This is a genomic window from Enterobacter cloacae complex sp. SYL001, assembly GCF_049237025.1.
Lineage (GTDB): Bacteria > Pseudomonadota > Gammaproteobacteria > Enterobacterales > Enterobacteriaceae > Enterobacter > Enterobacter intestinihominis.
Genome location: NZ_JBMKJI010000001.1, coordinates 548145 through 573448 on the forward strand (window position 1 = coordinate 548145; position 25304 = coordinate 573448).

General features: G+C 52.9%; 24 protein-coding genes. 11 read left to right on the forward strand and 13 right to left on the reverse strand.

Going from position 1 to position 25304, the window contains the following annotated elements; genetic code table 11:
- Window positions 1–49 precede the first annotated feature (49 nt).
- Both ACOTZP_RS02435 and ACOTZP_RS02440 read right to left on the reverse strand, forming a co-directional pair.
- On the reverse strand, window positions 50–2146 hold the full coding sequence (locus tag ACOTZP_RS02435) for a pyrroloquinoline quinone-dependent dehydrogenase (protein WP_063853678.1): 2097 nt from the start codon (window positions 2144–2146) through the stop codon (window positions 50–52).
- Between the two features lie 10 nt (window positions 2147–2156).
- Complete coding sequence (locus tag ACOTZP_RS02440; RefSeq protein WP_045621686.1) at window positions 2157–2522, reverse strand: hypothetical protein; 366 nt, start codon at window positions 2520–2522, stop codon at window positions 2157–2159.
- A gap of 370 nt (window positions 2523–2892) precedes the next feature.
- Here ACOTZP_RS02440 and ACOTZP_RS02445 point away from each other — a divergent pair, with 370 nt between their 5' ends.
- From ACOTZP_RS02445 to ACOTZP_RS02455, 3 genes are all read left to right on the forward strand, one after another.
- A complete protein-coding gene (locus tag ACOTZP_RS02445; protein WP_038415997.1) occupies window positions 2893–3750 on the forward strand; it encodes an alpha/beta fold hydrolase in 858 nt (285 codons plus the stop codon).
- A 121-nt stretch (window positions 3751–3871) separates the two neighbouring features.
- Entirely contained in the window at window positions 3872–4837 is a 966-nt protein-coding gene (locus ACOTZP_RS02450) for a magnesium and cobalt transport protein CorA (protein ID WP_022648001.1), read from the forward strand.
- A gap of 333 nt (window positions 4838–5170) precedes the next feature.
- Window positions 5171–8479 (forward strand): autotransporter outer membrane beta-barrel domain-containing protein, encoded by a 3309-nt coding sequence (locus ACOTZP_RS02455; RefSeq protein ID WP_250116500.1) that lies wholly within the window; start codon window positions 5171–5173, stop codon window positions 8477–8479.
- Between the two features lie 74 nt (window positions 8480–8553).
- Here the strand turns inward: ACOTZP_RS02455 and ACOTZP_RS02460 are convergent, their stop codons facing one another.
- The 3 genes from ACOTZP_RS02460 to ACOTZP_RS02470 all read right to left on the reverse strand — a co-directional run bounded on the left by ACOTZP_RS02460 (window position 8554) and on the right by ACOTZP_RS02470 (window position 11211).
- Window positions 8554–9315, reverse strand: coding sequence for an OBAP family protein (locus tag ACOTZP_RS02460; RefSeq protein ID WP_271074780.1), 762 nt, complete (start codon window positions 9313–9315; stop codon window positions 8554–8556).
- Window positions 9316–9521: 206 nt separating this feature from the next.
- A complete protein-coding gene (locus ACOTZP_RS02465; RefSeq protein ID WP_032622206.1) occupies window positions 9522–10790 on the reverse strand; it encodes a Y-family DNA polymerase in 1269 nt (422 codons plus the stop codon).
- Window position 10791: 1 nt separating this feature from the next.
- Window positions 10792–11211 (reverse strand): translesion error-prone DNA polymerase V autoproteolytic subunit, encoded by a 420-nt coding sequence (locus ACOTZP_RS02470; RefSeq protein WP_022647996.1) that lies wholly within the window; start codon window positions 11209–11211, stop codon window positions 10792–10794.
- A 326-nt stretch (window positions 11212–11537) separates the two neighbouring features.
- On the opposite strand from ACOTZP_RS02470, the gene ACOTZP_RS02475 reads away from it, so the two are divergent.
- From ACOTZP_RS02475 to ACOTZP_RS02485, 3 genes are all read left to right on the forward strand, one after another.
- The gene (locus tag ACOTZP_RS02475; RefSeq protein WP_006808847.1) at window positions 11538–11777 is read left to right on the forward strand and encodes a DinI family protein; all 240 of its coding nucleotides are present in this window, start codon (window positions 11538–11540) and stop codon (window positions 11775–11777) included.
- Between the two features lie 263 nt (window positions 11778–12040).
- On the forward strand, window positions 12041–12730 hold the full coding sequence (locus ACOTZP_RS02480) for an SOS response-associated peptidase (protein ID WP_271074781.1): 690 nt from the start codon (window positions 12041–12043) through the stop codon (window positions 12728–12730).
- A gap of 367 nt (window positions 12731–13097) precedes the next feature.
- Window positions 13098–13316, forward strand: coding sequence for a cold shock domain-containing protein (locus ACOTZP_RS02485; protein WP_022647994.1), 219 nt, complete (start codon window positions 13098–13100; stop codon window positions 13314–13316).
- Window positions 13317–13563: 247 nt separating this feature from the next.
- Here the strand turns inward: ACOTZP_RS02485 and ACOTZP_RS02490 are convergent, their stop codons facing one another.
- Window positions 13564–13728 (reverse strand): YnfU family zinc-binding protein, encoded by a 165-nt coding sequence (locus ACOTZP_RS02490; protein WP_213083702.1) that lies wholly within the window; start codon window positions 13726–13728, stop codon window positions 13564–13566.
- A gap of 149 nt (window positions 13729–13877) precedes the next feature.
- On the opposite strand from ACOTZP_RS02490, the gene ACOTZP_RS02495 reads away from it, so the two are divergent.
- Both ACOTZP_RS02495 and ACOTZP_RS02500 read left to right on the forward strand, forming a co-directional pair.
- A complete protein-coding gene (locus ACOTZP_RS02495; RefSeq protein ID WP_071788017.1) occupies window positions 13878–14105 on the forward strand; it encodes a hypothetical protein in 228 nt (75 codons plus the stop codon).
- Between the two features lie 208 nt (window positions 14106–14313).
- A complete protein-coding gene (locus tag ACOTZP_RS02500; protein WP_022647993.1) occupies window positions 14314–14421 on the forward strand; it encodes a YnaM/YnfT family protein in 108 nt (35 codons plus the stop codon).
- Window positions 14422–14718: 297 nt separating this feature from the next.
- Here the strand turns inward: ACOTZP_RS02500 and dcp are convergent, their stop codons facing one another.
- Entirely contained in the window at window positions 14719–16752 is a 2034-nt protein-coding gene (gene dcp / locus ACOTZP_RS02505; RefSeq protein ID WP_271074782.1) for a peptidyl-dipeptidase Dcp, read from the reverse strand.
- A 143-nt stretch (window positions 16753–16895) separates the two neighbouring features.
- Between dcp and ydfG the strand changes: the two genes are divergently transcribed.
- Window positions 16896–17642: a bifunctional NADP-dependent 3-hydroxy acid dehydrogenase/3-hydroxypropionate dehydrogenase YdfG gene (gene ydfG / locus ACOTZP_RS02510; protein ID WP_271074783.1), complete on the forward strand. Its 747-nt coding sequence runs from the start codon at window positions 16896–16898 to the stop codon at window positions 17640–17642.
- 90 nt (window positions 17643–17732) lie between these two features.
- Window positions 17733–18419 carry a GntR family transcriptional regulator gene (locus ACOTZP_RS02515; RefSeq protein WP_003857403.1) on the forward strand — a complete coding sequence of 229 codons (687 nt, stop codon included), beginning with the start codon at window positions 17733–17735 and terminating at the stop codon, window positions 18417–18419.
- Window positions 18420–18454: 35 nt separating this feature from the next.
- On the opposite strand, the gene ACOTZP_RS02520 is transcribed toward ACOTZP_RS02515, so the two are convergent.
- Window positions 18455–18886 (reverse strand): universal stress protein, encoded by a 432-nt coding sequence (locus ACOTZP_RS02520; protein ID WP_023300013.1) that lies wholly within the window; start codon window positions 18884–18886, stop codon window positions 18455–18457.
- 287 nt (window positions 18887–19173) lie between these two features.
- On the opposite strand from ACOTZP_RS02520, the gene ydfZ reads away from it, so the two are divergent.
- Window positions 19174–19377, forward strand: coding sequence for a putative selenium delivery protein YdfZ (gene ydfZ / locus ACOTZP_RS02525; protein WP_003857405.1), 204 nt, complete (start codon window positions 19174–19176; stop codon window positions 19375–19377).
- A 44-nt stretch (window positions 19378–19421) separates the two neighbouring features.
- Here the strand turns inward: ydfZ and ACOTZP_RS02530 are convergent, their stop codons facing one another.
- The 5 genes from ACOTZP_RS02530 to ACOTZP_RS02550 form a co-directional block, all read right to left on the reverse strand.
- Window positions 19422–20885 carry a mannitol dehydrogenase family protein gene (locus tag ACOTZP_RS02530; protein ID WP_271074784.1) on the reverse strand — a complete coding sequence of 488 codons (1464 nt, stop codon included), beginning with the start codon at window positions 20883–20885 and terminating at the stop codon, window positions 19422–19424.
- Window positions 20886–21108: 223 nt separating this feature from the next.
- On the reverse strand, window positions 21109–22488 hold the full coding sequence (locus tag ACOTZP_RS02535) for an MFS transporter (RefSeq protein ID WP_271086498.1): 1380 nt from the start codon (window positions 22486–22488) through the stop codon (window positions 21109–21111).
- Between the two features lie 73 nt (window positions 22489–22561).
- On the reverse strand, window positions 22562–23581 hold the full coding sequence (locus ACOTZP_RS02540) for a Zn-dependent oxidoreductase (protein ID WP_108367509.1): 1020 nt from the start codon (window positions 23579–23581) through the stop codon (window positions 22562–22564).
- Window positions 23582–23595: 14 nt separating this feature from the next.
- Window positions 23596–24810, reverse strand: coding sequence for a D-mannonate dehydratase ManD (gene manD / locus ACOTZP_RS02545; protein ID WP_023300009.1), 1215 nt, complete (start codon window positions 24808–24810; stop codon window positions 23596–23598).
- A gap of 111 nt (window positions 24811–24921) precedes the next feature.
- Window positions 24922–25248: a YnfA family protein gene (locus ACOTZP_RS02550; RefSeq protein WP_023300008.1), complete on the reverse strand. Its 327-nt coding sequence runs from the start codon at window positions 25246–25248 to the stop codon at window positions 24922–24924.
- Window positions 25249–25304 lie beyond the last annotated feature (56 nt).

Genomic DNA, 25304 nt, shown 5'->3' on the forward strand with positions numbered 1-25304 from the left:
AATAAAGTGGGGCCCGCAGGCCCCACGCTTATTTCACCTTCCTGATGAATTATTCCGGCAACGCGTAGACAACCACCTGATCGCCTACCTGATCCTTCAGGATCGTGTTCCCGCCAGCCACGAAGGCCACATACTGCCGACCCTTATATTCATACACGGACGGGTTCGCTACCGCTGGAGCTTCTGCCTGATCGGACCACAGCTCTTCACCGCTCTCTACCGAGTAGGCACGCACTTTGGCATCCATTGAAGCACCGATGAAGATCACGCCACCCGCCGTCACTGCCGGGCCACCAATGGTAGGCGAACCCCAGCTTTCCGGCATGAAGAAGCCATACTGCTGTGAGGCGCCAACCGGACGACGCCATTTCACATCGCCCGTGTGCATGTCTATCGCCACGATTTCACCAAACGGCGGTTGCCAGCACGGCATGCCCAGCCAGTTGCTCGCCACCAGCAGACGCATACCGTACGGGGCGCCTTCCTGTGGGGCAAAGCCGCTTTCGTTGCCGGAGTCTTTGTCCGCGTTATCGTAATCCTCACGGCTGTAGAGCTTCACGTACTGAACGATATGCGAGGTGTTGACGATGGCGATCTGTTTTTGCGGATCGAACGCCACCCCGCCCCACTGCACGCCGCCGGCGCTATCGGGATAGGTGAGCGTGCCTTCGCCTTTGGTGGTAGGCGGAGTATACATTCCCTCATAGGTCAGGTTATCCCACAGGCGAGAGCACTGGCCGCCACCGACGATATCCGCCAGCTTCCAGATTTCCGGCTTTTTCGACTGGTCGAGCAGCGGCGCAGGTTTGGTCGGGAACGGTTGTGTAGGCGAGAGAACTTCGCCCTGGACCGAACCATCACCCTGCGGAACCGGACGCTCTTCGATTGGCCAGACGTCCTCCCCGGTCAAGCGGTTAACCACAAACAGGAAGCCCTGCTTGGTGGCCTGAACCAGCGCCGGGATCTGCTTGCCGTCTACGGTGATATCCATCAGCGTCGGGGCAGAGTTGATGTCGTAATCCCAGACGTCGTGGTGTACCCACTGACGGGACCAGACCACTTTACCGGTGTTGATGTCCAGCGCGGTGGTGGAGGTGCCAAGCGGAATTGCGTCGACGCGGTTGCCGCCCCAATAGTTGGGAGACGGCGATGAGACCGGGAGATAGACCAGCCCATTGGCCTCATCGGCGGACATGTGCGTCCAGACGTTAGCGGTACCGGTACGCTTGCGGATCTCTGCCGGTATCGCCTCAAAGGTCCATTCAAGCTTGCCGGTCTGGGCGTTGACAGAAAATACGGTACCCGGAGGCGCTTCGGCATAGGCCCAGTCTTTCCCGGCCCAACCCACCAGCAGATGGTTGCCGACGACGGTTGGCGGTTGCAGGACAGAGAGCGGATACTTGGCGTTAACGGTGTTCCACTGATTCAGATCCAGCACCCCATTGTCCGCAAAGCCGCTGCACGGTTTGCCTGAATCGGCGTCCAGCGCAAAGAGCTTGCCGTCAACGGTGCCCATATAGACCATCTTCTGGCACGCCTCTCCCTTCACCGGATTTTTGGCCTGCCAGTAGGAAACGCCGCGGTTTTTCAGCACCGGCTGGGTCAGTGCCTTGCGCGACGATTTGGTGTCATAGTGCCACTTCTCTTTACCCGTGCCCGGATCCAGCGCAATCAGGCGATCGAAAGGGGTACCGATGTAGAGCGTGTCGTTAGCGAAAATGGGCGTTGCGGACCACACGGTCGCTGGCGTATCACCTTTACCATCCGAGACGTCGCCGGTATGGAACTCCCAGACTTTCGTTAATTTACTGACGTTATCCGCCGTGATCTGGGTAAGCGGGCTGTATTTCTGCGCGTTAAGCTGGCCGTGGAAGCTGTCCCAGGTTGGCGTGCCGGGCACCAGCGGCGTCGCTGGCTGGCTGGCCGAGGCGGCTTTCTTTCCGTCACCGCTACCGGTTGAGGCATCGTCTGTGGTTTTTGTGGTTCCAGGCGCCTGCTGATCGGCCGCATCAATATTCAGTGATTCCTGGGTCCCCTGAGAGGCCTCAGCGGCTTTATCCTGCGCCTGCAGCGCGAACGGGGTGACCAGCAGCGCCAGCGCCGTCATGCTGACTTTTATGAAGGGATAATGCTTATCGTTATGCACGGGCGGCTCCTCAGGTTCTGACGGAATGGTTGTAACGGGCGGAATGGCTGCTCAGCATAATCAGACCAATCAGGCCGACCACCATGGCTGCCGTTATGATGTACTGGTGCAGCAGCGCGGCGGCAAAACCAATACCCGCCAACACCACCAGGGTGACAATAATCAGGAAAACACGCGCCCCGCGCCCCGATGCCGCACGTAACACAAAGATCAGTATCGCCAGCACCGCGCTGGCAATGGCCACGCCCAGTGCGCCAATGGTGTCTGTGACGCCGGTAAGCGGCGTCCACCAGGCGTATAGCGCCACCGCGAAGCCTATAACCGCGGCCAACAGCAGCAAAATAGTGCCGACGCGCGAAGATTGAGAATGCAACATACCAGGAATCCCCCTCTAAAAAATGCAAAATGGACCAACATTAAGGCGTTTTCGTGGATATATGTCCCTGCTGTTCGCGCGTGCAATGGCTATTAAAACAACGCGACGTGAAAAAAACGGCGGCATATTTCACTAAACGTAACTGAGTATAGAAGAGGATTTTTTAAAGGGGCGTTTATCCGGCGAGTCCCCTTCCTCACGTTGAGCCCATAAGGCAGTGTGTTTCGCTAAAAACGCACGGGCGAGGTTTATTGTCTGCTTTGAGCGAGGGACAAACGCTGGGGTGTAAAAAAAAATCGCCAGATGGGGTAGTAAAGGCTAGATTTAATTCAGGCATAACTGGTATGACCACATAAATAAGGCTCTATGAATGCGTTCAGTCATAATACCCGTCAATGAAGGTGGATTTCTGGCAGCCACAATTTGGGAAAGAAGCGATGCCAAAGCGATAGTGCTCCTTCATCCGGCAACGGCGGTTGTACAGGGGTTTTATAAGGGATTCGCAGAATATCTTTTTAACAGAGGATTCAACGTCCTCACATACGATTATCGCGGCACCGGCCTCTCTAAATCCGGGCTGGTCCGTACTTACCGCGTTTCTATGTCTGACTGGATCGACCAGGACGTCGGATGTATAACCGCCTGGGCTAAAGCACATTTTCCAGGACTTAGCCTGTTGGCGGTAGGACACAGTGTGGGCGGGCATGCCGTTCTGCTTTCAACAGCCACCCACGCCCTGCAAGCTGCGGTCATTGTAGCCTCACATGCCGGGGTGACGAGCACCATCAAACGCACCACTGAAAAGGTGCGTGTCTGGTGCGTATTGCGTGTTCTGGCTCCGATTCTGTGCCGTATCTTCGGTTACATGCCTGCCAGGCGCCTGGGGCTGGGTGAAGATTTACCGGCACCAGTCATGCTTCAATGGGGGCGCTGGAGCGCAATGCCTGGATATTTTTACGATGATCCACACTGGAATGCACGCCAACGGGCAAGTGAGATCACCCTACCCGTGCTGGTAATGGGATTTGATGACGATCCCTGGGCTAACCGTGAAGCTATTGCGCGGCTGATGGAGCCGGTGCAACAAGCAAAAATAGAACGCTGCGAGATACGGCACGCAGAGTTTGGTCTTTCGTCCATTGGGCATATGGGATTTTTTCGTACGCGATGTGCGGAGAAATTATGGCCCGTCGTCGGTCAATGGCTGGAGAGTCAGTGCCCGGATTGAACGACGCGTGAACATGACCTTTCTGAGTATTCAACATATTAAAACCTGCCGGCATAAAAATTTGGAAATTTAACGGAAATGGTTAAGCTTCTTAGACACATGCTTAAGGGATAGTCAGGAAATGATTGTTAACTGTATGGTCTACCGTTCAGGCCACCCCGCCGAAACCGTAGATATTGAGGATATCAGTGAAGTCATCCAGGATACCGATGCGTTTATCTGGCTGGGGCTTTGGCAGCCTGAACCTGCGTTTATGTACAAAGTCCAGGAGGAGTTCGGTCTGCACGATCTGGCCGTTGAGGATGCGCTTAATGCACATCAGCGGCCTAAAATAGAGCGTTATGGCAGCTCGGCATTTATCGTTGTAAAAACCGTCAGTGGACAGGACGACAATATTGAGTTTGGCGAAACGCATTTGTTTGTGGGCCGAAACTTCCTTATTACGGTGCGCCATGGTGCTTCAGTGAGCTATGCACCTATACGCGCCCGTGCTGCTGAGGCCCCGGACATGCTTTCGTACGGTCCGGCTTATCCTCTTTACTGTATTCTGGATTTTATTGTTGACAGTTATGCAGAGCTGACTGCGCGCCTCAACACCAAAATTGGTGATATAGAAGCGACACTTTTTCACAGTGAATTTGACCGTGAAGCTATTCAGGACGTGTATTCCCTCCGCCGTAATCTACTCGGGCTTCGCAACGCCGCTCAGCCAGTAGAAGAAATCTGTACAGAGCTTATCCGCATTCATGAAGAACTTATTCCAAAACCCCTCAGGGCGTATTTCAGAGATATTCAGGATCACGCAAGCCATGTAGTAACGGATGTAAATGACATGCGTGAGCTGCTAAGCAGCGCGATGCACGTTAACCTGGCACTGGTTTCAGTGCAGCAAAACGAAGTCGTGAAGAAACTGGCTGGCTGGGGGGCCATCCTCGTGATCCCGACGGTAGTCTTTAGCATGTATGGTATGAACTTCGAACATATGCCGGAACTGAAGACGCTCTTTGGCTATCCGGCTACGGTCGCTGTCACGCTGGGAGCCTGTGTATTACTGTGGCTTCGGCTCAAACGCTCTCGCTGGCTTTGATTGATAAGCGATCTGATAGTTTTTGGTGTCGTGAAGTACAGTAAAGCCTCGCGCTTATGTCGATTATGCCACGACACCATACCCTATCCGTTATTTCCCCTGCATATGTCGGTATATTCCTGTTCACCGGGACCCGGTTTCTCAATCCGGGATCGCCCGCTCCACCGTTTATAAAATCCTGAAAAACGAGGCTATCACAGGGCAAGGTCACTCGTTATTCTAAATTATCAAACCACATCGATAATTATTATATTTGTTTATGATTCATTGAGCTCAGATGTGAATTTATATTGACGGACGTAAGAATTATTTTTTCACACAAGGATGGTTAATATGAAAAGGGTTTTTATGACGGCTGCATTAACGGGTTTATTTGTCAGTAATAATCCGTATGCAGGAGAAAGCTATCTGGTCTATAACCCACATAATATTGCGGTATTTGAAGTGCGTTTCTTTAATGTTGGCGACGGCCCCTTTATGCCGGACTGGCCGAATGCGTCTGAGTCAACCTGGGATCTTGGCCAGCAACAAAAAGAAAAAATACTCGATGCTATGCGTTACTGGGCTGAGGTTATTACCCCCAGCCCAGGGCAACTGCCTGCCATTATCAATGTGGGGACGTTTAACGACGAGAATGCCGCAGGTTCCAGCGATTCAGTTACCGACGGCATTATAAGTCTGACGCAGTTGCAAGGCGCATTGAACGGTATTGATACCGGAGAGCTGACCTTTGGCTCCCACGCCCAGTTCATCATGGGCAAACTGGATTTTGATAACGTTCCCTATGTGCCCGCGCAATTGCCGCGCACTGGAAAGGCCGATCTGGTCAGCGTCGCTGTTCATGAGCTGGCACATGGACTGGGAATATCCAATATGGTTACCGATCTGCAAGGAAGTGGCACATTCACGCCTGCTTTTGATACCGTGCCTTTTGGCTCCTGGACCAGCCATCTGCGCGATGACCGTGGCAATCCTGCCCGGCCAGGGCAAGTAATATTGTGTAATGGATGCAATAACAGATGGGATCCACAAGGCTTTGATGTACGGCTTGATAAAGGCTATTTCACCGGCAGGCATGTGGATGAAGTCCTTGCAGGCGCCATGCCTGGCGTGCCGGTGAAAATGTTAGCAGACGACGGCTCGGTCGATGATAACTACATGAGCCATATCGAGCTGAAAAACAGCATGATGAGCCATCAGAACTACCGCAATTACACCACGTTTATGGAAGCGGAACTGGCGTTGCTGCAGGATATGGGATATCAGATTGACCGGCGTAACTTTTTCGGTTTTTCGCTATATGGCAACGGGCAAACGCTCGTTAACCGCAATGGCTATTTTCAGCGTAATCAGCAGGCGGATGGCTATCTGGCTGGTCAATACAATACCGCTAATCTGGGAGTAGGCCTGCATGTGTATGGCAGTAATAACCATATCTTTCAACAAGCGGACCTGTTGACTTCAGGGGCTGGCGGCGCGGGCATCCGTATAGATGGGCAAAATAACACCCTGAGCATCGATCCCGGTGTACGGATATACGCCGATGGCGTTAATGGCCGTGGAGTGATGTTTGCCTACGGTAAACAGCACAGCCTTATTCAACGTGGCGACGTTCAGGCACTGGGAGCCAGTGGCGTCGGTATCAGTTTTGATTTTGGCAATAACCTCCTGGGTAACGAGGTGGACTATCGTGGATCCTGGCTTCATATCGTGGACGGCTATTACGATGCGTTATTACCCGAGTTGCAGGGAGCGCTGGTAGACAATGCCGACATCAGCGGACGGGTTGCCGGTAAAGGCGCGGCGATTTATATATCACCGAACGCGCTGGTCGGTAATATAAATATATTAACGGGTGCCCGGCTGGAGGGTGATATTTATTCGGACTACGCCCAGCGGGATGACTATGGCCAACAGCGGTTAACGCTGCTTACCTTCGGTCGGAAGGCCAATGCGTACGGGCAAGCGACGGAAGCTGCCGATGCTGATTTCAGCTTTACGTACCGCGGAAACATTGAAGGTATCAATAATCTGGCACTGGACGCGCACGGAGGGAAAACCTCGCTTAATGGCGATTTCCAGATTTACAGCATGACTATCGCGCCAGGTGCCAGCCTGTCCGGCAACGCCAGCTATACGCTTAATGAGGAAGGCCGCTTTGTAAATAACGGGATCCTTGCGCCGGGTAATTCACTTGGGCAAATCAAAATATCCGGTGCTTATCAACAGGGGAATACCGGGCAGTTGTTGTTGGAAGTCGACGGGCGCGGCAGGCATGATACTCTGCGAGTGGACGGTCACGCACAATTTGACGGTCAACTGACGTTTGCGCCGCAGCCGGACTGGTACGCAACAAACTGGCGTCTGAATACGCAAGATTTGCTAAAAACGGACGCTTCCGACGGCAATTTCAGTGCGGTGAACAGCATGCTCCGTTCACCCACGCTAACGCTGCAAACAACGCCACAGGGAAAGAATGGCTGGCAGCTCTCAATGCTGCGCGCTTCAAACGCATACAGCCGGTATGCGCAGGACGCTAATGCGCGTCAGGTAGGGCAAGCGCTGGATAAAATTGTGGCGGAAGCTAAGTCGGATATACAACCGCTGTACCGTACTCTGGATTTCTCAGCCACTGATGGCGGGAGTATCAGCAATGCCTTGCCGCAACTTTCTGTGGGCGCCTACAGCGCCATGTTCGCAAGTTCCCTGCAGCGTGAACAGCAGATAGCGCGGATCGTGGGCGGGCCAAATCCTGTGGTTATGCCGAAGCAACTGACGGAAGGCGAATGGCGCAGCTTTGCCATACCCTTTGGCGGCGGCTTCTGGCAACAGCGTCAGGGTGACAGTGTAGGGTACGACGCCAGCAGTTATGGCATTGTATTCGGTGCTGAAAAACAAAACGATGAGAATCACAACTGGATGTATGGCTTTCATGGTGCGGTCAGCGGTCAGTCGGTGACGGTGAAATCACCAGAAACCGCAACCGGGAAAACCACTGCTTTCGATCTGGGTGTTCATGCTCGTTACGGCGCTGAAAGGTCCGAAGGAATGTATTTATTCGGCACTGGCCGATTGGGTATTGAAGACAGCTGGCTGGACAGAAACATTAATGTAGAAACTTACGGAGCAAGCCACCATGCCACCTGGACCGGATTGTCAGGTTCTGTTACGGCCGGCGGAGGCTATCGATGGGCGCTGAATAATAATGTGAACGCCGGACCGGTAACGTCATTGAATTACACCACATTACATCGTCCCGGCGTGAAGGAAAGCGGCAATGACGGCAGCCGACTGATGCTGGGTTCGCAGACCTTCGATTCTCTGAGATCAAGTATCGGGGTGAATGGTAACTGGAATGTACCCCTCGCTTCAGGGGCATCGTTCGCAGCTGAGCTGCAGCTCAGCTGGGATCATGAACTGCTTGATGGCAACGTAGTGCAACAAGCCTCTTTCGCCAACTATCGAAGCACAGGGTTTAGTTCCAGGAATCAGGTGACTGGTCGTGACACTCTGGGTGTTAAGGCAGGTATGAGCTATAAAATCAACGCTGATGTCGAATTGGGCATCGGGGTTGAAAGCGAAATGTTTCGTTCTGGCTATGACTCGATTGCAGGTAATCTTTCAGCCACATGGCGTTTCTGATGCCTGAGGACGAGAAAATAATAGGACTGGCCCTATCCCCGGCGTTGCCGGGGTATTCCTGAAGGCTTTTGATATCAAAAATGGCTTGTGTCGCCCTGGCCATGCTCACCTGAACCTTTAACCCGCTTAAGCTGGATCTCTTCACCACGTTGCCAGGCATCCGCTCCCTTAGCAACTGGGTGCGCCACAATATCCTTACGTTCTTCTTTGATGGCTTGCGTGCTCACGTCAAAGCGTCGATCTCTGTCCGCCAGAAGTTTAGGGTCTAACTGCCCTTCCCCGGTAAAGCCCATCATCAGTGCCGGAATGCCGAGCGGCAGCTTTTTATCGCGGTCGGTGTGCCAGGTATGCCAGGTCTTGCCGTAGGTATTCACAATTTTGCTCATCAATGCTTTGTCAGCCACTGCAGGTAAACCTGGAGCAATCAGGCTGCCGGATTTCACTTCATATTGATGGCTGTGCCACAATTTTTTTTCTTCCGGCGGCAGTGTGTTAAACAAACGCTCACTAATGATGTACTCAACGCCCATTAAACGGGCATCTTTGGTGTTACCGTCGTAGATCACCGCCTGCATCACGTCTTCATTCAACACGGTTACATAATGATGGACTTCCATCTGGCCATTTTTATCCCCGCTATAAAAATGGAAACCGTCAAGGTAGGCACTCATTGCATCAATGGGCGGACGGGACTGGATAAGCTGAGCACCGGCTTCAAGCGTGCTCGTCCCGACGGAGGTTTTTACACCCGGAACAGGCGTATTTGAAGGGGTATTGTTCGCGCCACAACCCACTAACGTCAGGCTCGACAATAATAAAAGCGATAATGGTTTCATTGACCCTCCCTGTAAAAGTCACTTTACTGAAAGTAGTACATTCGCGCAGACACGCCAGGAGAGTTTTTATTAAACCATCCGGCAAACTGGCGTACGTTCCGTTTAAGAACACCATTTAAATACTGGCAGAAAGAGCATCAGAGATTTGTTTGATCAATTGCCATTTATATCAATGTCCGCTTCTGGCACAAAACAGCCATTAACATTCATCGAATTCTCAGTAAATCTGAATACCGGGTCGTATACCGCGGCGAAAGCATTTCACGCTTCATCTGCCATTGCTGCTGTATGCCCTGCCCGGCAAAATAAAGCGTACCCTTTCCATCTTTCGCGTTCAGACGATCCAGCACTTCCATCAGCTTTTCACTTCCGGCACGCGGCGCGCTATTGTCAAACAAATTGAGCTGGGCAACGCCCTGGCTGAAGAAGTCCCCGAGCATAATGCCGGCTTTCTGGTAGCGGTGGCCCTCCTTCCAGATTTTGTCGAGGCACTTTACCGCGGCGTTGATAATGTCGCGGGAGTCCTGAGTGGGTGTGAGAAGCGTCATTGAGGCACTGTTGCCGTAATAGGGTTCGTTCAGAGCGAACGGAGAGGTCTTTACGAACGCCGAGATAAAGCGGCAATACTGGTGCTCGCCACGTAACTTCTCAGCGCCACGGGCCGCATAGCTGCATATAGCCTGGCGCACCTGCTCGTATTCTGTCACGCGCTCACCGAATGACCGACTACAGACGATCTCCTGCTTTGTCGGTGCAAACTCTTCCAGATCGAGGCACGGCTCGCCGCGCAGCTCCCGGACCGTTCGCTCCAGCACTACATTGAAGTGCTTGCGGATAATCCACGTGCTCTGCTCTGAGAGATCCAGCGCCGTTTTGATACCCATCGCATTGAGCTTCTTGCTGATGCGCCTGCCCACGCCCCATACGTCCTCTACAGGCACGATAGCCAACAACCGGCGCTGGCGGTCGATATTGGATAAATCAACCACCCCACCCGTCTGCTGCTGCCATTTCTTCGCCGCGTGATTTGCCAGCTTCGCCAGCGTCTTCGTCTGGGCTATGCCAACGCCGACCTTCAGGTGCGTACGCTTCAAAACCGTTTCACGGATCTCCTTGCCAAAATCAGTCAGGTCCCGGCAATTACGAACCCCGGTGAGATCACAAAAGGCCTCATCAATGGAATATATTTCTACGCGAGGGCTTATTTCTTCCAGCGTGGTCATTACCCGGCTGGACATGTCAGCGTAAAGTTCGTAGTTACTGCTGAAGCAAACCACGCCGGCGCGCCGGAACAGGTCTTTCTGCTTAAAGTATGGCGCCCCCATAGTAACGCCAGCGGCTTTGGCCTCTGCGCTGCGCGCTATCACGCAACCGTCGTTATTTGAGAGGACAACCACCGGTCGGCCTCTCAAATCTGGCCTGAATACCGTCTCGCATGATGCATAGAATGAATTCACATCACAGAGCGCAAACATATCAGCTGGCCGATTTAACAATAAAAGTGACCACACCAAAAACGTCCAGCGTGTCTTCACTGCCAACGATAATCGGTGAATAAGCGCTGTTCATCGGATTGAGTTGAACATTAGGCCGCAGTTGCAGGCGCTTAACGGTGAATTCCCCTTCCACCGCGGCGATGACGATATCGCCGTGCTCAGCCGTTCGGGAACTATCGACCACCAGTAAATCGCCGTCGCTTATTCCCCCTTCAATCATTGAATCACCCGCGGCTTTAACGAAATACGTCGAGCTGGGGTGGGCAACCAGAAGTTCATTAAGATCAATGCGCTGCTCCACATAATCGGCAGCCGGGCTTGGGAATCCGCACTGAACTAAATCGCTGAAAAGTGGAAGCGCGATAATCTCACGCAGTTCTGTAGGTCTGATAAATTCCATTACGCATACCTCTAACACTGTTTTTATATACAGTAATTTTGTTTTAAAGCACGCGCAAGGCAGCTGAACCGTAGCGACTGTTTAAACCTTCACCGTTTCGTTTGTAAGTTTCTCTCTGGCTTCAAATTATGGTTTTTGTAAATTTTACGATTAAACGCTTCGACTGCTCGTTTTAAAGGCTAAATGAATAGATTGTCATCAACATAAACAAGGTGAAGAGCGGCATGGCATTTCTTTAGCCGGAATGCCGTTTGACTGTACCCATATACAGTAGTATTTTTACGTGCAGACAGAATCGCACAATTAATATTCATAGGGAAAAAATAATGTTTGTTGAACTGGTTTATGACAAGCGAAACGTACAGGGGCTGGAGGGAGCCAGGGAGATAATTCTGGCTGAACTGACAAAACGTGTGCACCGGATTTTTCCTGATGCCAGCGTGACGGTTAAGCCAATGCAGGCGAATGGCCTGAATAGCGATGCCAGCAAAAGCGACCGGGAAAAGCTGAACCGTATGCTTGAGGAAATGTTTGAAGAGTCGGACATGTGGCTGACGCAAGAGTAACAAGGTTAACAAATACCAGCCCACCGGGGAAAAACCGGGCGCAATGCCCGGTTCTGTTTTCAGCCAGTAATGCCTTTAATCACTCACCCGCGGTTCTCCAGCATCGGTTCATTTCTCGGATCGTGCCCGCAAGATAAAAACGCCTCGCGGAATTTCTGCCCATTTTCTCGCGTTATCTTGTACAAGATACAGCTTTTGCATGTCGATCAAGTCTTCTTATCCCTGCCCTATACTTTGAGTATGACATCCGACTGGAGGTTTCTATGTGTGGACGCTTTGCACAAGCCCAAACCCGTGAAGAATACCTGGCCTACCTTGCCGACGAAGGCGATCGCGACATCGCGTATGACCCGGCCCCCATTGGCCGGTACAACGTCGCGCCCGGTACCAAAGTCCTGCTGCTGAGCGAACGCGACGAACTACTGCACCTCGATCCGGTGTTCTGGGGCTACGCACCTGGATGGTGGGACAAAGCACCACTGATTAACGCACGTGTAGAAACCGCGGCCACCAGCAGAATGTTTAAACCTCTGTGGCAACATGGCCGGGCGATCTGTTTTGCCGATGGATGGTTCGAATGGAAGAAGTCAGGTGACAAGAAACAACCCTACTTCATCCACCGGGCCGACGGTCAGCCAATCTTTATGGCGGCGATCGGAAGCACACCGTTTGAGCGCGGCGATGAAGCCGAGGGATTTCTGATTGTGACGTCTGCGGCTGATAAAGGCCTCGTCGACATTCATGACCGCAGGCCATTAGTTTTGTCACCAGAAGCGGCACGCGAGTGGATGCGACAGCATGTTGGCGGGAAAGAAGCTGAAGAGATAGCTTCAGATGGTGCAGTGCCCACCGATAAGTTCGTCTGGCATGCGGTAACGCGTACAGTAGGAAATGTAAAAAACCAGGGGAGGGATTTGATAGAGCAAATAGAAATCAAATCTGATCTTAGTTAGACCTGCACTTTTTAGATGGGATAATAAAACCCTTCCCTCTATTGAAGTCAAAACCTTTGACAACTCCTGTCATTTTACGAGACAAATTATTTCCTTGCTATAAATCAAATTTGACGACACAGGAAAAATTTGGATTGGCTAATCTAATCTGTATGGCCTCCCAGATGGCTAAAATAAGATTTGCTTAAAAGATCTACACATGCCTTAATGATGTGGTTGGTTCGATGCAATGTGAATCTGACTTTTCCAAAGTAGTCCTCATAACCAGGTGCTATCTCTGATATCCCCTCCTCTTGAGTCCATACGTATGCCATCATGCGTTTCTTTTCATGAACTTGTAACTTTTAAGTGTTCAAGTGGAGTTTTTATGTCATCAAAAATGATAGGTCTTGTTAAGTGGTTTAACGATGATAAGGGCTTTGGCTTCATCTCCCCACTCGATGGAAGTAAAGATATCCTTGTTCACTCTTCTTCTCTACAGGGAGAGACATTCAAAACTCTTTTTGAAGGCCAAAAAGTTAAATTTGCTGTCATTGCCGGTACCAAAGGTCCGACAGCTGCAAATGTTACGCTTTGCGATAAATAACCCCCTCAATGACCGCTTAAGCTTCTGTGAATTAAATAATCAGAAGCGTCATTTATCGTTTGCGAATATCATTACAACAGGCCAGCATATTTACAGCACCGTCAAATTTGCTGACCGATGTGATGAAATGCAGGACTGCTGCATGAATAGTCTCAAAGCAGAAACTAACTGCTTATAAAAGATTAAAGTGCGTAAGAGGTTAGGCAGCCTCCAAAAGCATCACTTCTTAGTTATTATATGAGATTTTTTAGTAATGTTGAGGGGATTTGAACAACGCGTTGCAGTAAGGGCAAACCAGTTGAGCTCCCTTTTGTACACGATTGTAACTATGCTCCGAGTCTCTTGTGCAGTTTGGACAAGGGCATTTGACTAAATAATTTCGGCGGAATTGCGTGTTTTTACGTGCAGACATAAGCTTCTCCAGTACAAATGGACTGCTACAGTACACGTTAAGGCAGAATATTGCTTGTTTTAATTTCGAAAGAGGTAACTAAACGTCAATAAATCAACCCCTTTCGAACAACCCCGGGCCATAAAACCCCCTGAAATACATGGTGATACATGAAAAAAGTAATTATTTTCTTTAATGGTAAACCAGGTAAAGTAATCACCGTACTTAAGGGCGTGACATCAATACGCGAACAATACCCTAATGGAGAAGGGATAAACCTTCCGATAATGTCAGCCGGTTTTCCCTCTTTAACAGGTGACCATGAAGTTGTCTATGTTGCATCAGATCGAGAGCTTACATCTCAGGAAATATTAGATGCAGCCAGGAAGTATCTATAAGCTTCAATATCTTCTACCAACACTGCAGATAACCTTTAGTAACAAGCATTATTAAAACAATTAGGAATTATCAGTATTGCCTACCTGGCGTAGGCTTTTTTTTCATTTAGCAGACGATACATTCCTGTCTAATGTCATATATTTTTTAGGACTCGGAACATTTTTTGATTCAAACAGTCTAAAAGATATACTCACAAAGGGGGCCTTTATGACAACGCTTATCATCTCTACTATCGTGGCAATGGTACTGGCATTGATGATTTTAAGTCTGATCAAGATCGGGATCAGCGTATCGAACAATCCTGATGAACTGTAATGTATTCAAGTTTCCATAACCTCTTTATTTACTGGGCAGCCTATTCACCTTTCCTCGCAGGCAGCGCCACTCCAGCCCCGGGTACGTTCCACAATTAATTCCCTCTCCATTGGCGCAGCAGGAAGCTGCCCAGTCGTTCGCCCTGATATATAGGGTCAGCCATAAGAAAGTTATCCTGCAAATTTCGCAGAATTTAAGGATTCATTTTGGGGAGGAATTTGGAGGAGTTTCGGGGAAGAAAAAATCGAACAAAAAACCGGGCATCGCGCCCGGTTCTGTTTCCACACTAAAAAGCCCTTAAACACTCAATCCACGATTCTCCAGCATCGGTTCGATCCTCGGATCGTGCCCGCGCCAGTTCCGGTAAAGTTCAGCTAAATCAGTGCTGTTGCCGCGCGACAAAATCGCCTCGCGGAATGTCTGTCCGTTTTCGCGCGTCAAACCACCCTGCTCGACAAACCACTGGTAGCCATCATCCGCCAGCATCTGCGTCCAGAGATAGGCGTAATAGCCCGCCGCGTAGCCGCCGCCGAATATATGGGCAAAATAGCTGCTGCGATAGCGCGGCGGTACGGCTGGAAGATCCAGCCCTTCTTTTTTCAACGCGGCGGCTTCAAAGGTTTCCACGTCTTCAACGGGCTGATGAATGCCGTGCCAGTTCATATCCAGCAGCGCGGCGCTCAGCAGTTCCGTCATGTCATAACCCTTATTAAACTGGGTCGCATTGAGCATTTTTTCCCGCAGCGCATCCGGCATCGGCTCGCCGGTTTGATAATGGCGGGCAAAGTGCGCAAACACCTGCGGATGGCTGGCCCAGTGTTCATTGATCTGCGACGGGAATTCAACGAAATCACGCGGCGTGTTGGTGCCTGAAAGCGTGGCATAGCGCTGGCTGGCAAACAGGCCATGCAGCGTATGGCCAAACTCGTGGAACAGGGTAATCACATCATCCCAGGAGATCAGTGCGGTCTGCCCGTTCGCTGGTTTTTGATAGTTGCAGACGTTATAAATCACCGGACGCGCGGCAAACTCGTAAGACTGCTCAACAAAATTCCCCATCCACGCCCCGCCCGCTTTGGAATCACGCGCGAAAAAGTCGCCGTAGAACAGCGCCATGCCTTCACCCGTGTGGTCGAAAATCTCCCACACGCGAACGTCCGGGTGATAAACCGGAATATCGAAACGCTCGACAAAGCGGATACCGAACAACTGCGTGGCGGTCCAGAATACGCCATCTTCCAGCACGGTATTGAGCGCGAAATAGGGTTTGATCTGCGACTCATCCAGCGCGTATTTCGCTGAACGCACGCGTTCGGCATAAAACGCCCAGTCCCAGGCCTGCACCGTAAAACCGCCCTGCTCGTCGTCAATGACCTTCTGAATATCCGCCTGCTCCAGCGCGGCCCTGCTGCGCGCCGCAGGAACTATCCCGCGCATGAATTCGAGCGCGGCATCCGGCGTTTTCGCCATCTGATCGGCAATGCTCCAGCTGGCATAGTTGTCAAAGCCGAGCAGCTGCGCCTGTCTTGCCCGCAACGCGGTAAGCCGACGGATCAGGTCGCGCGTATCGTTTTCGTCGCCTTTTTGAGTGCGTTCCCAGCCCGCGCTAAACAGCTTTTTACGGGTCTCGCGCAAAGACAGCGCCGCCAGCGCGGGCTGTTGCGTGGTATTCAGAAGCGGGATCAGCCAGCGATCCGTCAGCCCTTTTTCTGCGGCAGCATGAGCCGCGGCAGCAATCTCCTCCGCACTGAGTCCGTCAAGCTGGTGAACATCATCCACCACCAGCCCTCCCGCCTTGTTCGCAGCCAGCAGGCGCTGGTTGAACTGGCTGGTCAGGGTGGCGGCTTCGGTATTCAGGGCTTTCAGCTCGGCTTTTTCATCGGCGTTCAGACGCGCGCCCGCAAGAACAAAGTGCTGATACGTCTCCTCCGTCAGTCGGAGGGATTCGGCATCCAGCGTGTCGCGATCCTGCCAGACGGCTTCCACGCGGGCGAAAAGCGTATCGTTTAGCCAGATATCGTTCGCCAGCCCGGCCAGTTCGGTGGAGAACTGCTCGTCCAGTGCCTGAAGATAATCGTTGGTGTGTGCGGACGTCATGGCGAAGAACACGCTGCTGACGCGCGACAGCATGGCCCCGCTCTTTTCCAGCGCCAGCACGGTGTTGTTGAAGTCCGGCACGGCGCTCTGCGCGATAATCGCGTCAATATCTGCACGCTTGAGGCGCATTGCTTCATCAAACGCCGGGCGATAGTGGCTGTCTTCTATCACATCAAAACGCGGAGCCTGATAAGGCAGCAGGCTAACGTCAAAGAAAGGGTTGTTGACCGACATCGTTTACTCCTGAGCACGGTATTTCTCACCAGAGTAGGCCAGCCTGCTCCGGCCTGCAATGGCGTCATACAAATGTTGCCTTAACGATGTGCCCGAGTGCGTGCTATGGTAGTACAACACAAAAAGCGTTGAGGAACAGTGAGATGATTATATTAGTTACCGGGGCGACAGCAGGTTTTGGTGAAAGCATCACGCGTCGCTTCGTCGCCAACGGACATAAGGTGATTGCAACGGGTCGTCGTCAGGAGCGTCTCCAGGAGTTGAAAGACGGGCTGGGCGACAGCATCCTGACCGCACAGCTGGACGTGCGCAACCGCGCCGCCATTGAAGAGATGATTGCCAACCTGCCTGCCGAATGGCGTGAAATCGACGTGCTGGTCAATAACGCTGGCCTGGCGCTGGGCATGGAGCCTGCCCACAAAGCCAACGTCGAAGACTGGGAGAACATGATCGACACCAACAACAAAGGCCTGGTGTACATGACCCGCGCCGTGCTGCCGGGCATGGTTGAACGTAACCGTGGTCATATCATTAATATCGGTTCCACCGCAGGCAGCTGGCCTTACGCGGGTGGCAACGTCTATGGCGCAACCAAGGCCTTTGTACGCCAGTTCAGCCTGAACCTGCGCACCGACCTGCACGGTACCGCGATCCGCGTGACCGATGTTGAGCCGGGTCTGGTCGGTGGAACGGAATTCTCCAACGTGCGTTTCAAAGGCGATGACGCGAAAGCGGATAAAACCTATGAAAATGCGAATGCGCTGACGCCGGAAGATATCACCGAAACCGTCTGGTGGGTCGCGACGCTGCCGAAGCATGTCAACATCAACACGGTTGAGATGATGCCCGTCAGCCAGACCTATGCCGGACTCAGCGTGCATCGCGGGTAATTCACCCTTCCCGGCCTGCGGGCCGGGTATGTGATGACGGGTAAAAGAATGGTAGTATGTTCAGGTTAACTCTCTGAGAAATCACAACCCATGGCCGCTGAATCGCAACTTAATCCTACCCAGCCTGTAAATCAGCAAATTTATCGCATCTTACGCCGTGATATCGTTCGCTGCCTGATCCCACCGGGAACGCCACTCTCAGAAAAAGAGGTTTCAGTACGTTTTGACGTTTCCCGTCAGCCCGTGCGCGAGGCGTTTATTAAGCTCGCAGAAAACGGCCTTATCCAGATCCGCCCTCAGCGCGGCAGCTATGTAAATAAAATTTCGCTTTCGCAGGTACGGAATGGCTGTTTTGTTCGCCAGGCCATTGAGTGCGCCGTTGTGCGTCGCGCCGCGTCGCTCATCAACGATAACCAGTGCTACCTGCTGGAGCAAAACCTGCATCAGCAACGCATTGCCATCGACCGCAAACAGTTAAACGACTTTTTCCAGCTGGACGACGAATTTCACCAGAAACTGGCGCAGATCGCCGAGTGCCAGCTCGCGTGGGATACCGTCGAAAACATCAAAGCTACCATCGACCGCGTGCGCTACATGAGCCTCGACCATGTTTCTCCGCCAGAGATGTTGCTGCGCCAGCATCACGATATTTTCAGCGCACTGGAAAAACGCGACGTGGAAGCCGTAGATAAAGCGATGACGCTTCACCTTCAGGAAATTAGCGAGTCAGTTCAGTTAATTCGTCAGGAAAACCGCGAGTGGTTTAGCGAAGAATAAAGCTTCGCCGCCCCCTTTCGGTTGCGGCGAAGTGATTAGCGGACCACTAATACCGGAATAGTGGCGTAGCGCAGGATAGTTTCAGCATTCGAGCCCAGCAGATGTGTTGTCATGCTCGGGTTTCTTGATCCAATAACAATAACGTCATATTTCCCCTCTTTGCTGAGCTGGATGATTTCATCGCGTACGTTGCCGAAACGTACTTCACAATCAATATTTTCTGGGGACATATCAAAGAGCCGTTTCAGTGCCTTCATCTTCTTATCCGACTCGGCGGTCATATACTCTTCGAACTTCTTAATATCGGCATTGAACCCCCGCAGTAACGAACGACTGCTGTTAGGGAGAATGTTGACCAGGGTGATCGTCGCGCCTTCCGATTTCGCGAGGTTGACCGCGTGGCGTACCGCTTTATCGCTTAGATCCATTTCAAACACGTCAACAGGCATCAAAATTTTCTTATACATAAGCCTGACTCCTTTTCCGATGAAGGGTTATTTTCTGCCTCCAGAATGGCATTGTGGATATAAACAAAGCCTAAACGCTTGCGTCTGGAAACTATCAATTAAGGAAAATAACTGTCCGCTTTGTAAAGCGGTGTCCTGAACCGTCAACGCCATCTGGAAATAAGAAAAAAGTGTGAGCTTGATCAAAAGCAAATAATTTCGTTTAAGAGAGGCGTATTAATAGTGCCCCGTGAACGGCAGCCGTTGAATTAGCGCCGTAACGGATAAGTGCGAGAGGAGAAAATACCATGATGACATACGACCGTAACCGAAATGCAATCACCACTGGCAGCCGCGTCATGATTAGCGGCACAGGTCAGTTCGGCGTGATTAAAGCGATCCACAGCGACGGCCTTAATGCCGAGCAGGTGCGTCGTGGTAAAACGGTTGAAGTGGAAGGATGCGAAGGTAAGTTCGAACCGATTGAGCTGATTCGCCTGGGGATGCACTAAGCTGTGCCCCGACATGCCGCCGCGAACGGCGGCATGTCAAAGCGTTAAAGCCGGGCTGCGTACTCAGCAACCGTGGCCTTCGCGCCTTTTTGCAGCAACGTTTGATAGGCCTGCATGACGGCAGCCACGAATACCGTGTCCTTCGGCAGCTCGTTACCGAAAATAGCCTCAATGCCCAACAGCGCGCTAACGCGGCTTTCACCTTCAGCGCTACCGTTTACCGCCGCCTGAATCACCGCCAGCTGCGGATCGCTCACCTCAATCGCGTTACCCTGCTCATCCACACCGCCGACATAACGCATCCAGCCCGCCACGCCGAGGGCCAGCAGCGGGAAGGGTTTCTGGTGGACAAGGTGCCAGCGCACGGAATCGAGCATGCGCTGCGGCAATTTCTGGCTACCGTCCATGGCGATTTGCCAGGTGCGGTGACGCAGGGCCGGATTGCTGTAACGCGCAATCAGCTGGTCGGCATAACGACCCAAATCCACGCCCCGCACTTTCAACGTCGGCGCCTGCTCTATCAGCATCAGCGCATGCGCGGCTGCGCGATAATGTTCATCTTCCATGCAGTCGTTAATGTGCTGATAACCGGCCAGATAGCCGAGATAGGCCAGGAACGAGTGGCTGCCGTTAAGCATTCGCAGCTTCATCTCTTCAAACGGAATGACATCAGAAACCAGCTCCGCACCGGCCTTTTCCCACTGGGGGCGTCCGGCAACAAAATTATCTTCCACCACCCACTGGCGGAACGGCTCGCAGGCGACACCTGCCGGATCGCGTACGCCAGTCAGCTGTTCGATTTTATCCAGCGTATCAGCCGTGACGGCGGGCACAATGCGGTCCACCATGGTTGACGGGAAGGTGACGTTCGCTTCGATCCAGTCCGCCAGATCGCCGTCTACGGCGCGCGCGTAGGCACAGGTCACATTGCGCATCACGTGGCCGTTCTCCGGCATGTTATCGCATGACATCACGCTGAATGCCGGTAGCCCCGCCGCCTTGCGACGCGCCAGCGCCTCAACCACCACGCCCGGCGCAGATTTAGGCTGATGCGGGTTTTGCAGGTCTGCAACGATTAACGGATGATCGAACATCAGTTGTCCGGTTGCCGGGGAGTGGCAATATCCTTTCTCGGTGATGGTGAGGGAAACAATGGCGACCTGCGGCTCACACAGCGCCGCCAGCACGGTTTCCAGCCCGTCGATCTGCGCATGCAGCGCGTTTTTGACGACGCCGACCACGCGCGCCGTCCACGCATCGGCAGACATCTCTGCCACGGTATAAAGGTTATCCTGTGCCTTCAGATCGGCGATCTGCTGTTCGCCGCCAATCAGGTTAACTTCGCAGTAACCCCAGTCGCTGCCCTGTTCTGCGGCGAGTATATCGGTGTACACCGCCTGGTGCGCACGGTGAAACGCGCCAAACCCTAAATGAACAATGCGTGCCTTGAGGCTGTCGCGATCGTATTGAGGACGCGTTGCCTTCGCCTGTAATAACCGGTTTTCCATGATTGAGACTCGTTAATTAATGAAAGCTGTGATCCACTGCCGCTTCCTTTTAAGAACGGCAGCGCCTGCTGACTACACCAACTAGAATGGCAGTCGGAGTCAAAAAACGCTGCCATTAACCATACTGATACATCGTTTTCAGATCTTGATTTACATTAACTTTTCGCCATGTGGTGTGACATCAGTAAAAAGTTGTGTGACAGGTAGCGCAAGATGTAAACCACTAGCGGCGTGAAGAGAGCGCGCTGTAGGCTACCGATTCCTTATGAGGAGCCTCCGCAGCATCTTCGGCTTCACTCAAATCGCGGTCGCGCACTTCCGGCATCAGCAACGCGGAGACCAGCCCAATCAGCGAATACGCTACCAGCATCGCCACAATCGGCCACCAGGACCCGGTCATGTTGCAGAAGATCCCCGCCAGCACCGGACCAAAGCCTACGGCTACCAGCCCGCCCGCCTCTTTCGAAATGGCCATGCGGGTAAAGCGGTTCCGCGAACCAAACATCTCTGCCATGGTGATGTTTTCCAGCGCGAACAACCCGAGCACCGCAAAGTTATGAATAACGATGATAGAGAGCATAATCACGCCCGGCGCGTAACTCTTATCGACGATAATCGACAGCATCGGGTAAGCCAGAATAATGGCTGAAATGTTAAGGAGGATATACGGCAGACGGCGCCCCACTTTATCGGACAGCCAGCCCAGCAGCGGGATGGAAAGGAAGCCGAGAATTGAACTGATCATCAGCGCATCGGTTGGGATCGCCTTATCAAACAACAGCGTCTGCACCAGATATCCGGCAAGGAAAGTCTGAATCAAACCTGAGTTGCCGGCCTGACCAAAGCGCAGCCCCGTCGCCAGCCAGAACGATTTGCTCTTAAACATCGCGCCGACCGAGGTATCCTGCGCAGCAACCGGCGCAATGGTTTCAGCGTCGTTAACCTTCTCAAACACCGGGCTCTCTTTAAGGTTCATACGCAGCCAGATGGCGAAGATCATCACCACCACGCTGGCGAGGAATGGCACGCGCCAGCCCCAGGCAATAAGCTCTTCACGATCGAGGGCAAAGAACATCACGGCCCAGATCGCCGTGGCGCTCAGCGTCCCGCAGTTGGTTCCCATGGCCACCAGCGAGGAGATGATGCCGCGTTTACCCTTCGGCGCGTACTCCGCCAGCATGGTACCTGCGCCGGAGATTTCTGCCCCCGCGCCCAGCCCCTGAATAATACGCAGCGTCACCAGCAGCACCGGTGCGAAAATCCCGATCTGCGCGTAGGTTGGCAGGACGCCGATTAAGGTGGTGCAGATCCCCATCATGGTGATGGTGATAAACAGCACCTTTTTGCGGCCAATTCTGTCTCCCATTCTGCCGAAGATAAATGCCCCGACGATACGCGCGATGTAGCCTGCCCCATAGGTCCCCATCGCCAGGATCAGCGCCATGGCCGCGGATTGTTCAGGGAAGAAAATTTCATGGAATACCAGCGCGGCGCCAAGGGAGTAAAGCTGAAAATCCATAAACTCCAGGGCGGTGCCCAGCCAGCCGGATACGGCGGCTTTCACCAGGTCTGACGTACTTCTTTGAGGTTGTGCTTGAGTCATAATGGCTATCTCTGCAAGGTAAGATGCGTACCACTGAGAGCCTGTCTTCGCAGGCTCTTAACCGCGTGAATTTTTATTGGTCGAACGTGAGCAAGACTTTGCAGCACTGCCGCTGGTCTTTTTCAAACAGTTCGATGGCGTCTGTAACGTGGTGATAGTCAAATGTATGGGTGACCAGTTTTTCAGGGTCGATCAGCCCTTTTTCCAGCCAGTCAATGACCACCGGAAATTTGTTGGCATTCAGGCGCGAAGAGAAGATCGACAGCTCTTTGCCGGTGATCCCCTGCTGCACGATCTGGCTCGGGTCGCTGGAGAAGCCCATCAGCACGATGCGCGCCGCCGGAGACGCCAGCGTAATCGCTTCCTGCAAAATGGACGGATGACAGGCAGCATCGATGATTAACGTCGGCTTGATGCCTTTTTCATCCAGCGCGGCCTGTAATGAGTGCTCGCTGTTGTTGAAGACCCAGTCTGCGCCGCTGCGTTGCGCCATCCCCAGCCGCTCATCAATGCGATCCACCACGATGACCTGCTTCACCTTGTAAACGCCCTTTAGCGCCTGCACGGTGACCAGCCCCATCGGGCCTGCGCCGTAGATCAGCGCCACGTCCTGTTCGGTGGGTTTCGCCTGCCCCGTCACGTTGGCGGCAATGGTGAAAGGCTCAACCATCACCGCGTGTTTGTCAGGGATCGCATCCGGAATGTGCCAGGCATTTTTCGCCGGCACGACGGCGTATTCGCTGAAGCCGCCGTCACGGTGGACGCCCAGCACCACCAGCGAGGTGCAAACGTTCGGTTTTCCGACGGAACACGGGTAGCAGTGTCCGCAGTTGATCACCGGATCAACAGACACGCGCTGGCCCAGTCGGGTGCTCTCCACGCCTTCGCCAACCGCGTCTATTTCGCCAAAGAACTCGTGACCGATTACCCGCGGGTATTTCGCAAACGGGTTATGCCCGCGATAGATATGGCTGTCTGAACCGCAGATACCGGCGAGTTTAATTCTGACGCGGACGTCGCCTGCGCCCGGCAACGGGAGAGGACGCTCCTCAATCACCAGCGCATTCGGCTGTTGGATCACTACGCTTTTCATTATTCGCTCCTCGTTTACCAGTTCCAGAGGGTGCCGTCTTCCAGACGGGCCACCGGCAGACAGGCCGGTTCGTACGGGTATTTCGCTGCCAGCTTCTCATCAAACTCAATGCCCAGCCCTGGCTTGTCGCCCGGGTGCATATAGCCGTTATCGAAGCGCCAGCTGTGCGGGAACACTTCCAGCATCTGCTCTGAATACCCCATATACTCCTGCACGCCAAAGTTCGGTACCCACAGGTCAAAATGCAGCGCCGCGGCGTGGCAAATCGGCGACAGATCCGACGGGCCGTGTGAGCCGGTACGCACCTGGTAGAGTGAGGCAAAGTCAGCAATGCGACGCATCCCGGTGATGCCGCCCGCATGGGTTATGGTGGCGCGAATATAGTCAATGAGCTGCTCTTCAATCAGCTGCTTGCAGTCCCAGATGCTGTTGAACACTTCCCCCACCGCAATGGGCGTGACGGTGTGCTGGCGGATCAGGCGGAAACACTCCTGGTTTTCAGCGGGAGTCGGGTCTTCCATCCAGAACAGGCGGTACTCTTCAATGCTTTTGCCGAATCGCGCCGCTTCGATGGGCGTCAGACGGTGGTGCATGTCGTGAAGGAGATGTTCGTTGAAGCCGAACTGACTGCGCACTGCGTCGAACAGTTTCGGCGTGAAGTCGAGGTATTTCTCGGTGGACCAAAGCTGCTCGTCCGGCCAGTCGCCCTTGGTTGCAGGCTCATACGCCAGCCCTTTTCCTTTAGACATACCATAGGTGGTTTTCATCCCCGGCACGCCGCACTGCACGCGAATAGCCTTGAAGCCCATCTCTTTATGACGGGCATAATCTTCCAGTACGTCGTCAATGGTGTGCCCGGTGGTATGACAATAAACCATCACCCCTTCCCGGGAGGCTCCGCCCAGAAGTTGATAGAGCGGCATGTTCGCGGCTTTCGCTTTGATGTCCCACAGCGCCATATCCACGGCAGAAATCGCTGACATGGTGACCGGGCCACGACGCCAGTACGCGCCTTTATAGAAGAACTGCCAGATATCTTCGATGCGGTGCGCATCGCGGCCAATCAGCTGAGGGCACAGGTGATCTTTCAGGTAGGAGGCAACGGAAAGTTCACGTCCGTTAAGCGTGGCATCACCCAGGCCGACAATGCCCTCATCGGTGGTGATTTTAAGGGTGACAAAGTTACGCCCCGGGCAGGTGACAAATACTTCAGCCCCGACAATCTTCATAATCCATTTCCTTACATCGCTCGTTGTGATGCAGGAAATTTACGCAACTACACTACTACCATACAAGTATAACGATCGAAAAATCAGCGGGCGATCACACTATGAGGACGACTATGCGCGTCCCCAGCCGGCCACGATGATCAACATGCCGCACAGGGCAACCAGCGCGCCTGCCCAGTCATACAGGCTTAGCCTGATGCCATCGACAAAGCGCAGCCACAGCAGCGCAGTACAGACGTACACCCCTCCGTAGGCCGCATAAACCCGCCCGCTAGCGGCCGGATGCAGGGTGAGCAGCCAGACGAAAAGAACCAGGGACACACCCGCCGGGATCAGCAGCAGCGCGGAAGCGCCCCGCTTTAGCCAGAGCCACGGCAAAAAGCATCCGATGATTTCACACAGCGCGGTCGCGAAAAAAAGCAGCGTCGTTTTGAACATTTTTCTCGTTTCGTGAGGATTGATTTAGACATCATACGCGATAATGCTCTCATCGT